Origin of the sequence: Micromonospora sp. NPDC049679, from assembly GCF_040659735.1 — a bacterium.
Lineage (GTDB): Bacteria > Actinomycetota > Actinomycetes > Mycobacteriales > Micromonosporaceae > Micromonospora_I.
Genome location: NZ_JBFANZ010000030.1, coordinates 1 through 11921 on the forward strand (window position 1 = coordinate 1; position 11921 = coordinate 11921).

At 74.8% G+C, this 11921-nt stretch carries 12 protein-coding genes and 1 pseudogene; 12 read left to right on the forward strand and 1 reads right to left on the reverse strand.

The window, feature by feature from the left end:
- The 12 genes and pseudogenes from AB0J06_RS19175 to AB0J06_RS19230 form a co-directional block, all read left to right on the forward strand.
- A partial coding sequence (locus AB0J06_RS19175) for a VWA domain-containing protein (RefSeq protein WP_357430284.1) occupies nucleotides 1–666 on the forward strand: 666 nt, incomplete at its 5' end.
- A complete protein-coding gene (cobO, locus tag AB0J06_RS19180; RefSeq protein WP_357430285.1) occupies nucleotides 666–1268 on the forward strand; it encodes a cob(I)yrinic acid a,c-diamide adenosyltransferase in 603 nt (200 codons plus the stop codon). The genes AB0J06_RS19175 and cobO, both read left to right, overlap by 1 nt.
- A gap of 8 nt (nucleotides 1269–1276) precedes the next feature.
- On the forward strand, nucleotides 1277–2608 hold the full coding sequence (locus AB0J06_RS19185) for a cobyrinate a,c-diamide synthase (RefSeq protein ID WP_357430286.1): 1332 nt from the start codon (nucleotides 1277–1279) through the stop codon (nucleotides 2606–2608).
- Nucleotides 2599–3315, forward strand: a complete 717-nt coding sequence (gene cobI / locus AB0J06_RS19190) for a precorrin-2 C(20)-methyltransferase (RefSeq protein WP_357430287.1) — start codon at nucleotides 2599–2601, stop codon at nucleotides 3313–3315. Before AB0J06_RS19185 ends, cobI begins: the two co-directional genes overlap by 10 nt.
- Nucleotides 3312–4118: a precorrin-4 C(11)-methyltransferase gene (gene cobM, locus AB0J06_RS19195; protein WP_357430288.1), complete on the forward strand. Its 807-nt coding sequence runs from the start codon at nucleotides 3312–3314 to the stop codon at nucleotides 4116–4118. The genes cobI and cobM overlap by 4 nt, the downstream gene beginning before the upstream one ends.
- A gap of 70 nt (nucleotides 4119–4188) precedes the next feature.
- Nucleotides 4189–5340, forward strand: coding sequence for a cobalt-precorrin-5B (C(1))-methyltransferase (locus AB0J06_RS19200; RefSeq protein WP_357430289.1), 1152 nt, complete (start codon nucleotides 4189–4191; stop codon nucleotides 5338–5340).
- Nucleotides 5334–6617, forward strand: a complete 1284-nt coding sequence (gene cbiE / locus AB0J06_RS19205) for a precorrin-6y C5,15-methyltransferase (decarboxylating) subunit CbiE (RefSeq protein ID WP_357430290.1) — start codon at nucleotides 5334–5336, stop codon at nucleotides 6615–6617. Before AB0J06_RS19200 ends, cbiE begins: the two co-directional genes overlap by 7 nt.
- 26 nt (nucleotides 6618–6643) lie before the next feature.
- Entirely contained in the window at nucleotides 6644–8341 is a 1698-nt protein-coding gene (cobJ, locus tag AB0J06_RS19210; RefSeq protein WP_357430291.1) for a precorrin-3B C(17)-methyltransferase, read from the forward strand.
- Nucleotides 8329–8535 (forward strand): 4Fe-4S binding protein, encoded by a 207-nt coding sequence (locus AB0J06_RS19215; protein ID WP_357430292.1) that lies wholly within the window; start codon nucleotides 8329–8331, stop codon nucleotides 8533–8535. The genes cobJ and AB0J06_RS19215 overlap by 13 nt, the downstream gene beginning before the upstream one ends.
- Nucleotides 8532–9620 carry a HoxN/HupN/NixA family nickel/cobalt transporter gene (locus tag AB0J06_RS19220; protein ID WP_357430293.1) on the forward strand — a complete coding sequence of 363 codons (1089 nt, stop codon included), beginning with the start codon at nucleotides 8532–8534 and terminating at the stop codon, nucleotides 9618–9620. The genes AB0J06_RS19215 and AB0J06_RS19220 overlap by 4 nt, the downstream gene beginning before the upstream one ends.
- On the forward strand, nucleotides 9617–10219 hold the full coding sequence (locus AB0J06_RS19225; RefSeq protein WP_357430294.1) for a precorrin-8X methylmutase: 603 nt from the start codon (nucleotides 9617–9619) through the stop codon (nucleotides 10217–10219). The genes AB0J06_RS19220 and AB0J06_RS19225 overlap by 4 nt, the downstream gene beginning before the upstream one ends.
- Nucleotides 10216–11073, forward strand: a pseudogene (locus tag AB0J06_RS19230) (sirohydrochlorin chelatase); the annotation flags it as partial. The gene AB0J06_RS19225 and the pseudogene AB0J06_RS19230, both read left to right, overlap by 4 nt.
- A gap of 91 nt (nucleotides 11074–11164) precedes the next feature.
- Here AB0J06_RS19230 and AB0J06_RS19235 read toward each other — a convergent pair.
- Nucleotides 11165–11842, reverse strand: coding sequence for a lipase (locus AB0J06_RS19235; RefSeq protein WP_357430295.1), 678 nt, complete (start codon nucleotides 11840–11842; stop codon nucleotides 11165–11167).
- Between the last annotated feature and the right edge of the window lie 79 nt (nucleotides 11843–11921).

Consider the following 11921-nt stretch of genomic DNA (forward strand, 5'->3'; position numbering starts at 1 on the left):
GCCGTGCTGGGACGCGGGGGTCGCGCGCAGCACCGCGGTCGGGCGGTGGGCGCCCTGCACCTGCCGGCGACACTGCGCGCCGCCGCCGCGCGGGGCGCCCGCGGCGTCGACGCTGTCGACCTGCGGGAGGCGGTGCACGTGGGGCGGGAGGCGAACCTGGTCCTCTTCGTGGTCGACGCCTCCGGGTCGATGGCGGCCCGTGCCCGCATGCGCACGGTGAAGACCGCCGTGCTGTCACTGCTGCGCGACGCCTACCAACGCCGGGACCGGATCGGCATGATCACCTTCCGGGGCGCGGGCGCCGACGTCGTCCTGCCGCCCACCTCGAGCCACGAGGTCGGCGTGGCCCGCCTCGCCGCGCTGCGCACCGGTGGCCGTACGCCGCTCGCCGCCGGTCTGGCCACCGCCGCCCGTACGCTGCTCGCCGAGCGCCGCCGCGATCCGCGACGCCGTCCGCTCCTCGTCGTCGTCACCGACGGTCGGGCCACCGCCGGACCCGACCCGCGCACCGTCGCCCCGGCGCTGGCCGGTATCGCCACCGTGGTCATCGACTGCGAGTCCGGACCGGTCCGGCTCGGTCTCGCCCGAACCCTGGCCACCACCCTGCACGCCGACTGTCTGCCGTTGGCGCAGCTCTCGGCCGCCACCGTGAGGAGCGCCGCCTGATGCCCCAGGGCCGACCCGAAACCGTGCCCGATGACGGTCTGACCACCCGCGAGCGGCGTCGCCAGCCGATCCTCGCCGTCCACACCGGACAGGGCAAAGGCAAGTCGACCGCCGCCTTCGGGATGGCGCTGCGCGCCTGGAGCGCCGGCTGGCCGATCGCCGTCTTCCAGTTCGTGAAGAGCCCGAAGTGGCGGGTCGGCGAGGAGGGTGCGCTGCGCACCCTCGGCGAATCCGGCAAAGGCGCGTCGGTCACCTGGCACAAGATGGGGGAGGGCTGGTCGTGGATCCAGCGCCCCGGCACCGAGCGGGACCACGCGGCGGAGGCGGCCGAGGGCTGGGCGCAGATCAAGCGGGACCTGGCCGCGGAGCGTTACCGCTTCTACGTGCTCGACGAGTTCACCTACCCGATCACGTGGGGTTGGGTCGACATCGCCGACGTCGTCGCGACGCTGGCGGCGCGCCCGGGCAACCAGCACGTCGTGATCACCGGTCGGGACGCCCATCCCGACCTGGTCGCCGTCGCCGACCTCGTCACCGAGATGACGAAGGTCAAGCACCCGATGGACGCCGGCCGCAAGGGCCAGCAGGGCATCGAGTGGTAGCCGGTACGGTGGCCGTCCCGCGCGTCGTGGTCGGGGCGCCCGCCTCTGGACACGGCAAGACGACGGTCGCCACCGGTCTGCTCGCCGCGTTCGCGGCCCGCGGCACGACGGTGGCCGGCTTCAAGGTGGGACCCGACTACATCGACCCCGGCTACCACACCCTGGCCGCCGGACGACCCGGCCGTAACCTCGACCCCGTACTGGTCGGCGAGGAGCGGATCGCGCCGCTCTTCGCGCACGGCGCGGCGGGCGCCGAACTCGCCGTGGTCGAGGGCGTGATGGGGCTCTACGACGGCCGGGTCGGCGCCGGCGACGTCGGGTCCACCGCGCACGTCGCCGCCCTGCTCGCCGCCCCCGTCCTGCTCGTCGTGGACGTCGCCGCGCAGGGCCGGTCGGTCGCCGCGCTGGTGCACGGGTTCCGCTCCTTCGGCACCGTGCGTATCGGCGGCGTCATCCTCAACCGGGTCGGTTCCGACCGGCACGAGGCGCTGCTGCGTGACGCCTGCGAGGAGGTCGGCGCGCCCGTACTCGGGGTGCTCCGCCGGCACGACGCGGTCGCCGCGCCCGCGCGGCATCTCGGCCTGGTCCCGGTGGTCGAGCGGGCCGCCGAGGCGGCCGCGTCGGTGACCGCGCTCGCCGCGCTGATCGCCGGATCGGTCGACCTCGACGCGGTCCTGGCCGTCGCCCGGAGCGCGCCCGCCCTGGCCACGACGCCCTGGTCGCCGCAGAGCCCCGACCCGGTCACCGGCCGTCCGCTGGTCGCGGTCGCCGGCGGACCGGCCTTCAGCTTCGGGTACGCCGAGACCGTCGAGCTGCTGCGCGGCGCCGGCGCCGAGGTCGCCACCGTGGACCCGCTGCGCGACGAGGCGCTCCCCGCCGGCACCCGCGCCCTCGTCGTCGGCGGCGGTTTCCCCGAGGTGTACGCCGCCGAGCTCGGCGCGAACGCCCCGCTGCGCGCCGCGGTCGCCGCGCTGGCCCGCTCGGGCGCGCCGATCGCCGCCGAGTGCGCCGGGCTGCTCTGGCTCTGCCGGACCCTCGACGGCGCCCCGATGTGCGGGGTGCTGGACGCCGACGCCACCATGACCGATCAGCTCACCCTCGGCTACCGCGACGCCGTCGCGCTCACCGACAGCCCGCTGCACCCCGCAGGCAGCCGGGTGAGCGGACACGAGTTCCACCGCACCACCGTGACCCCGCGCGCCGGTGCGGCCCCCGCGTGGGGGTGGCGCGGCGCGCCGCCGGAGGGCTTCGCGGGCGACCGGGTGCACGCCTCCTACCTGCACCTGCACTGGGCCGGTCAGCCCGGTGTCGCGCGGCGGTTGGTGGCGGCATGCGGCTGATCGGAGTGGGGGTCGGCCCCGGAGACCCGGAGCTCGCCACCGTCAAGGCCGTCCGGGTGCTCGCCACCGCCGGCCGGGTCTTCGTGCCGGTCCTCGACCACCGCGACACCGGGCGGGCGGAGGCGACCGTGCGGGCGCACGCCGCGCACGAGCGGATCGAGCGGCTGGTCTTCGCGCTCAACGAGCGGGAGGACCGGCAGCGGCGCGAGCGTTACTGGGACGCGGCCGGGGCCCGGGTCGCCGGCTGGCTGCGCGAGAGCGGCGGAACCGCCGCCTTCGCCACCATCGGCGACCCCAACGTCTACTCCACCTTCGGCTACCTGGCCGAGACCGTCCGCGCCCTGCTACCGCAGGTCAGGGTCGACACGGTGCCCGGGATCACCGCCATGCAGGCGCTCGCCGCGGCCAGCGGAACCCCGCTGGTCGAGGGGAGTGAGGCGCTCACCCTGCTGCCGCTGGCCCGCGGTGTCGACGGCCTCGCCGAGGCGCTGCGCGGCGACGGGACCGTGGTGGTCTACAAGGGCGGGCGGCATCTGCAACAGGTCGCCGACACCGTCCACGCCGCCGGCCGGGCCGGCGTCTACGGCGAGCATCTCGGGCTCGCCGCGCAACGGGTCGAGCCGCTGTCCGACATGGAGGGCGCCGCCCCCTACCTGGCCACCGTGATCGTCCCGGCGCACCGGGACCGCCGAGGAGGAAAACTATGACCGGACGCGTGACGTTCGTCGGGGCGGGTCCGGGCGCGGCCGACCTCATCACCGTGCGCGGCGTACGGGCCATGGAATCCGCCGACATCGTGGTGTGGGCGGCGAGCCTCGTCGCGCCCGAGATGCTCGACCACGCCCGGGTCGGCGCGGAGATCGTCGACTCGGCCGCGCTGACCCTGGAGTCCACGGTCGAGATCTACCGCCGCGCCGCCGCCGAGGAGCTGCATGTCGTGCGGCTGCACTCCGGCGACCCGGCGCTGTGGGGCGCGATGCAGGAGCAGCTCGAACACTGTGCGGGGCTGGGCCTCGCCGTCGAGGTCGTGCCCGGCGTCTCCGCGTACGCGGCGCTCGCCGCGACCGTGGGGCGTGAGCTGACCGTGCCCGAGGTCGCCCAGTCGGTGATCCTCACCCGACTCGAGGGGGGCAAGACCCCGATGCCGGCGGGCGAGACGATCGCCGGGTTCGCCGCCCACGGCGCGACCATGGCGGTCTTCCTCTCCGCGGCCCGGGCCCGCCAGCTCGCCGACGAACTGCTCGCCGGTGGCTACGTCCCGCAGACGCCGGTCGTCGTCGGCTACCGGGTGACCTGGCCCGACGAGCTGGTGCTGCACTGCACGGTGGCGACCCTGGCCGCGACCGTCCGCGAGCACAAGCTCTGGAAGCACACTCTCTTCCTGGTCGGACCGGCACTGGCCGCCACCGGCACCCGCAGCCACCTCTACCACCCCGGCCACTTCCACGGCTTCCGCCGGGCCGACCCGGCCGCCCGGGTGGCGCTGCGCGGCGGCGGTCATGCCGGCTGACCACCCGCCCTCCCACATTGATCATGGGCAGACTCGCGACAATTCGGGCTCGGCTGCCGCGCGTATGCCCATGATCAACGGAAGTGGGGAGCTGCCGCCGTTGCGTGAGCCGGATCTGCCCCGCACCGCAAAGGACCGGCCGAAGGCCCTGCGGACGGGGTGGACCACCGGCACCTGCGCCTCGGCGGCGGCCAAGGCGGCCGCCCAACTCCTCACCACCGGCGTCGCGCCGCGTTGGGTCGAGGTCGGGCTCCCCTCCGGCCGCCGGGTCACCTTCGCGGTGCAGCGCGCGGAGCGGAGCGGGGCGACGGCCGAGGCAGTGGTCGTGAAGGATGCCGGCGACGACCCGGACGTGACGAACGGCGCGCACCTCACCGCGACGGTCGGCTGGCACGACGGGCCCGGTGTACGGCTCGCCGGCGGCGAGGGGGTCGGCACCGTCACCCGTCCCGGCCTCGGCCTCGACGTCGGCGGCCCCGCGATCAACCCGGTGCCCCGCGAGATGATCACGCAGGCCGTGACGGAAGTTGTCGGCGAACGCGGCGCCCACGTCGTGATCAGCGTGCCGGACGGGGAGCGGATGGCGCGCAAGACCACCAACCGCCGCCTCGGCATCCTCGGGGGCATCTCCATTCTCGGCACCACCGGCATCGTCCGACCCTTCTCCACCGCGTCATGGCGGGCGAGTGTGATGCAGGCGGTGCAGGTCGCGGCCGCCCAGGGCGAGTCGACGATCGTGCTCTGCACGGGCGGGCGCACCGAGAAGGGCGCGATAACGCTCCTGCCCGAACTGCCGGAGGTCTGTTTCGTCGAGGTGGGCGACTTCACCGGCGCGGCGCTGCGCACCGCGACGGAGCACGGCATGCGCCGCGTCGTCTTCGTCGGCATGGTCGGCAAGCTCACCAAGCTCGCCGCCGGGATCCTGATGACGCACTACACCCGGTCCAAGGTGGACACCGGCCTGCTCGGCCGGCTGACCCGCGAGGTCGGCGGCGACGCCGCGCTCGCCGCCGAGGTCGACGCCGCCAACACCGCCCGGCACGCGTACGAGCTGTGGGAGTCCGCCGGCCTTCTGTCCGCCGCCGGGCACACCCTCTGCGTCCGGGCCCGCGACGTGCTGACCGCGTTCACCCGCGGCGCGCTCGCAACCGACGTCGCCATGGTCGACTTCACCGGCCGTACGGTCGTCGCCGCCACCCGGCCGGAGTGGTTGCCGTGCTGACCGTCGTCGGCTGCGACGGCGGTCCCTTCCCGGCGGGCGCGGATGCCGCCCTGCGCGAGGCGACCCTGCTGGTCGGCGCAGCCCGGCACCTGGCGCGGGTCGAGAGCGCGGGCGAGCGGGTCGTCCTCGGCGACGTGCACGCGGCGGGTCCTCCCGGCCGGATTGAGACCGCCGCGGAGCGGGTCGTCCTCGGCGACGTGCACGCGGCGGGTCCCCCCGGCCGGATTGAGACCGCCGCGGAGCGGGTCGTCCTCGGCGACGTGCACGCGGCGGTCGCCCGGCTCGTCGCCCATCCGGGCCCCGCCGTCGTGCTGGCCAGCGGTGACCCCGGCTTCTTCGGCATCGTCCGGGCGCTGCGCCGCGCCGGCCTCAGCCCGGCGGTGCTCCCCGCCCCGTCCTCGGTGGCACACGCCTTCGCCCGCCTCGGCGAGCCGTGGGACGACGCGCTGGTGGTCTCCGCGCACGGGCGCGACCTGCGCCGCGCGGTCAACGCCTGCCGCGCCCACCGCAAGGTCGCCGTCCTCACCGCGCCGGGCGCCGGTCCGCGCGAGCTGGCCGCGGCGCTGCGCGGGTTGCCCCGGCGCATTGTGGTCGCCTCCCGGCTCGGCACCCCGGACGAGCGGATCACCGGCCCGGACGACGCGCGCGATCCCAACGTCGCGCTCGTTCTCGGTGACACCGCGCCGGACGGGGCGCCCCGGTGGCGCGCCGGTGGTGATCCGGGGGCGGCCGGGTGGGCGCTACCCGAATCCGCGTTCCAGCACCGGAACTCGATGATCACCAAAGCCGAGGTGCGTGCCCTGGTGCTCGCCCGGCTCGGTCCGCGCCTCGGCGACCTGGTCTGGGACGTCGGGGCGGGCAGCGGATCGGTCGCGGTGGAGTGTGTCCGGCTCGGCTCCGCGGCGATCGCGGTGGAACGGAACGCCGACGCCGCCGCGACCATCGCCGAGAACGCCGCGCGGCACGGGGTTGACGTCCAGGTCGTGCCGGGCGCCGCACCCGAGGCGCTCGCGGAGCTACCCGAGCCGGACGCGATCTTCGTCGGTGGGGGCGGCGTCGACGTGTTCGCCGCCTGCCTGCGGCACCGCCCGGCGCGACTGGTTGCGGCGTTCGCCGCGGTCGAGCGTGTCGGGCCCGCACTCGCGGCGCTCGCCGCGGCCGGCTACCGGGCGTCCGGGACCCAGCTGCAGGCCAACCGGCTCGTGCCGCTCCCCGGCGGAGCGCACCGGCTGGCGGCCACCAACCCCGTCCACGTCGTCTGGGGCGAACTCCCTTGACGCGATATCGAAAGGCAGTTCCGCCAGTGATCGGACTCGTCGCGGCCACCGTCGCCGGTCGGGCGGCCGCCCGGCGCCTCGCGGACGCGTGGCCCGGAGAGACCCGGGTCCACGAGGGGACGGTCGCCGAGCAGGTCCGCGCGGCGTGGACCGGCTCGGACGCCGTGGTCTGCTTTCTCGCCGTACCCGCCACCGTCCGGCTCACCGCGCCACTGTTGCGGGACAAGCACACCGACCCCGGCGTGGTCTGCGTCGACGAGGCGGGACGTTTCGCGGTGGCCCTGCTCGGTGGGCACGGTGGGGGCGCCAACGCGCTCGCCGTCCGGGTCGCCGAGGTGCTCGGCGCGGAGCCGGTGGTCACCACCGGCACCGACACGGCTGGGCTGACGCCGCTCGACACGTACGGCGCGGACCTCGGATTCCGCCTGGCCGAGCCGGGTCCGGTCGCCGCGGTGACCCGCGCGGTGCTCGACGGTGCCGCGCTGCGCGTCGACGCCGACGCGGTCTGGCCGGTGCCGCCGCTGGCCACCGCGGACAGCGGCGGCCACACGGTCGCGGTCAGCGACCGCCGGGACGCGGTCGGCGACCTCGTCTATCGGCCGCCGTCGCTGGTCGTCGGGGTGGGCGCCAGTCGGGGGGTACCGGCCGACGAGCTCGACGAGCTGATCGATTCCGGACTTGCCGACGCGGGTCTCGCCCGGGAGTCGGTACGCGCGCTGGCCACCGCGGACGTGAAGGCCGACGAGGCCGGCATCCTCGAGGTGGCGCGTCGGCGAGGCTGGCCGCTGCTGACCTATCCGGCAGCGGAACTCGCCGCCGAGGCGGTGCCCAATCCGTCCGAGGTCGTCCGCGCCGCAGTCGGGACGCCGAGCGTCGCGGAGGCCGCCGCGCTGCGGGCGGCCCGCGATGCCGGGCGCGCCGCCGACCTCGTGCTCGAGAAGCGGGCGAGCCCGATGGCGACGGTCGCGGTGGCCCGACTTTCCCCGCGCGGGCGGCTCACCATCGTCGGCCTCGGCCCCGGCGCGCCGGATCTGCGGACCCCGCGGGCCACCGCGGCACTGCGTCGCGCCTCGATCATCGTCGGCCTCGACCAGTACGTCGACCAGATCCGCCCGCTCCTCACGCCCGGCACCACGGTGATCGAGAGCGGACTCGGCGCGGAGGAAGAACGGGCCCGGACCGCGGTGGCGTTCGCCACGGAGGGGCACGCCGTCGCGCTCATCGGGTCCGGCGACGCCGGCGTCTACGCGATGGCCTCGCCGGCTCTGCAGGTCGCGGGCGCCGACATCGAGGTGGCCGTGGTGCCCGGCATCACCGCGGCGCTGGCCGCCGCGGCGCTGCTCGGCGCGCCGCTCGGTCACGACCACGTCTACCTGTCCCTGTCCGACCTGCACACCCCGTGGCCGGTCATCGCGGAGCGGGTGCGCGCCTGCGCCGCGGCCGATCTGGTCGTCTCCCTCTACAACCCGCGCAGCCGTCGCCGCACCGCGCAGTTCGACGAGGCGCTGGCCATTCTCGGCACGCACCGACCGGCCGGGACGCCCGTGGGCGTGGTCCGCGACGCGACCCGGCCGGGTCAGCGCATCGTCCGGACCACGCTGCAGGCCCTCGCGGCCGATCCATCCATCGTGGACATGCTCTCGATCGTCATCGTCGGCTCCAGCCGGACCGCGACGGTCGCCGGCCGGATGGTCACGCCGCGGGAATACCGATGGCTGACCTGAGCTTCACCGGCGCCTGCACCGGATGCGGCGCCTGCCTGCTGACCTGCCCCACCCACGCCATCCGACCCTCGGGCGGGCGGCTGCACGTCCGCGAGGAGCGCTGCACGGGCTGCGGCGAGTGCGTCGAGATCTGCCCCGTCGACGCGATCCGGCTCGACCGCGACCACCACAACCACAACGAGGAGGCCGGATGACGCAGTCAGCGATTCCCAGCGGAGCGTGGACACGGGCCGAACGGATACGCCTCTCCGGCATCGTTGCCGTCGTCGTCGCGCTGCATGTCGTCGGCTGGTCGCTCTACCTCTACTACACCTCCAGCCCCACCGCGGCGAGCACCTTCGCGAGCGCCGGTGCACTCGCCTATCTGCTCGGCATCCGGCACGCCTTCGACGCCGACCACATCGCGGCGATCGACGACACCACCCGGCTCATGCTGTTGCGCGGACGTCGCCCGGTCGGCGTCGGCTTCTTCTTCGCGATGGGGCACTCCGCGGTCGTCCTCGTGCTCTCGCTGCTCGTCGCCTTCGCCGCCCAGGCCGCGACCGAGGCGAACCTGGCGGCGGTGCAGGAGATCGGGGGGCTCGTCGCGCTCGTCGTCGCGGTCTGCTTCCTGCTGCTCGTCGGGGTCCTCAACGCTGTCGTGCTCACCGCGATGGTGCGGCTGTGGCGCCGGCTGCGGCGCGGCGAGGTCGACCAGGCGGCGATCGACCGGGAACTGGCCAACCGCGGGCTGATGAACCGGCTGCTCGGCGGCCGTGCCCGCGGCATGATCCGCAACAGTTGGCACATGTTCGCCGTCGGCCTTCTCTTCGGCCTCGGCCTGGAAACGGCCAGCGAGGTCACCCTGTTGTCCCTGCAGGCATCCGCGGCGAGTGCGGGGAGCATGCCGGCGCTCGCCGTGATCACCCTGCCGCTCCTCTTCGCCGCCGGGATGTCGGCGATGGACACCGCCGACTCGCTGCTGATGAGCCGCGCCTACTCGTGGGCCTACCGGCACCCCGCCCGCCGGCTGTACTACAACCTCGCCACCACCTCGATGACGGTGGCGGTCGCCTTCTTCGTCGCGTCGGTCTACCTCGCCGACCTGCTCGGTCGGGCGATCGATGGCGGGGGACCGCTCGCCGGCTACGCCGGGCTCGCGGGGCATTTCGAACTTCTCGGCTATTTCGTGGTCGGCGCGTTCGTGCTTGCCTGGGGCGGCGCCGGGATCGCGTGGCGGTTGGGCCGCTTCGACCAGCGTTTCACGGCCGCCGAGCCCGAGCCGGAGCGTGCGGTATGAGCCGGACCGTCCACCCGATCGAGGCCGAGTCCTACCGCATCATCCGCTCCGTCGTGGACACGACCGCCCTGCCGCGGCGCAGCCGGGACGTCGTCGAGCGGATCATCCACACCACCGCCGACCCGTCGTGGCGCGATGATCTCGTGCTCGACGAGGTGTCGCTCGACGCCGCGGCGCAATCCCTCGGCGGCGGTGCGCCCCTCGTCGTCGACGTGATGATGCTCGCGGCCGGCGTCACCACGTACCCGTCGATCTGCCTGGTCGGCACGAGGGAGGTGCGCGATCTCGCGGCGTCGGTCGGGCTCACCCGCTCCGCCGCAGCCGTGCGGCTCGCCGCCGAGCGGGTCGGCGACGGCGCGGTCTGGGCGATCGGCAACGCGCCGACCGCCCTGTTCGAACTGCTGCGCCTGGCCGAGACCGGCGCGGTGCGTCCGGCCCTGGTCGTCGGGCTGCCCGTCGGCTACGTCGGCGCGGCCGAATCCAAGGCCGCGCTCCGCGCCACCGCGCTGCCCCACCTGTCCAACGTCAGCGCCCGTGGCGGCTCCGCCGTCGCGGCCGCCGCCGTCAACGCCCTGCTGTATGGAGACCCGCTCGCATGACCACATCCCTGTTGATCGCCGGGCACGGCACCGCCGACGCCGAGGGCGCGGAGCAGTTCCGGCGCTTCGTCGCCCGGGTCGCCGCCCGGCACGCGGCCCCGGTCGCCGGCGGCTTCATCGAGCTCTCCCCGCCGCCGCTCGGCGAGGCCGTCGCCGCGCTGGTCGCCGCGGGGGAGCGGCGCATCGCCGCCGTGCCCCTGATGCTGGTCACCGCCGGGCACGCCAAGGGCGACATCCCGGCGGCGCTCGCCCGCGAGCGGGTCCGGCACCCGGGGCTGGCCATCGCGTACGGGCGGCCGCTCGGACCGCACCCGACGGTCCTGGCGCTGCTCCGCGAACGACTGTCCGACATGGGTGCCGGCCCGGAGACCACCGTCCTGCTCGTCGGGCGGGGCTCCACGGACCCCGACGCCAACGCCGACGTGGCGCGCGCCGCCCGGTTGCTGGCCGAGACGACACCGGTCGCCGGTGTCGAGTACGCCTTCGTCTCCCTCGCCGAGCCGGGCGTGCCCGCCGCGCTCGACCGCTGCCGCTTGCTGGGTGCGCGACGGATCGCGGTCCTGCCGTACTTCCTCTTCACCGGGGTGTTGCCGCGTCGGGTGGCGGCGCAGTCGCGCGCGTGGGCAGCCGGGGCGGACGTGCCGCTCGGCGTGGCCGAGGTGATCGGCGACTGTGACGGCCTCGCCGACCTGGTGCTGGAGCGCGCCGCCGAGGCGGTGCGGGGCGGTGTGCTGGCCAACTGCGACGCCTGTGTCTACCGGGTGGCGCTCCCCGGCCACGAGCACCGGCTCGGCGCTCCGCAGTTGCCGCACCACCACCCCGATGAGCCCGGTCAGCACCATCATCACCACCACGAGGTGCTGGGCGGCTGATGTCGGGGCGCGCCGGACGCGCTGCCGCGAGGACCCTTGCGTGGGCCCTCCCGGCAGCCGGTGTCGCGTGGCGTCAGTCGAGCCAGCCGATCACCTGCTCGCCGACGGTGCCGTTCGTGAGGAACGCGAGGTGGTTGACGCATCCCACGTTGGTGTTGACCGCGCCGTTGAGCTGGGTGCTCTGGTAGGGGTTGATGACCCCGTCGCAGGAGGAGTACCAGGTGCGGTACGCGACCGAGCCGGGTGTCTCGTCGCCGGAGTTGAGCTGCTGGAGGAAGGACGAGTTCGGGGCCATCTGCTGGCAGGACGCGAAGATGATGCAGGCGTACGCGCTGGTGGTGCCGTGGTTCGCCCCGGCCAGCGAGCCCCACTGGTCGACGGTCGAGGTGCCGCCCAGGTTCTTCACGTAGTAGCGGGTGACCAGCCCGCCCATGGAGTGGTTGACGAGGTCGACCTTGCTGGCGCCGGTGCGTGACCGGACACCGTCCACGTACGACTTGAGCTGGTTGGCCGAGGTGACCAGCGACTGGTTGATGTCGTACTCGAAGGCGTAGACCCGCGATGCGGGGTAGCCGGCCGCGAGGGCTCGCCCGACCATGGGCGCCCATACGAGTCCGTTGCTGGCGTAGCCGTGGACGAAGATGACCGGGTCGCGCGGAGCGGCGGCCTGCGCCGTGGTGGATGGTAGGAGCATCGAGCCCGCGACGGCGAGGAACCCGGTGATGGCGGCGGCGAGGACGGCACGGCGCATGAGACCTCCTGGGAGCGGTGGGGCCAGGCACCGGAAGTCTCGATCTGGGGCGTTTGCCGACGCATCGGCGAAGTTACCA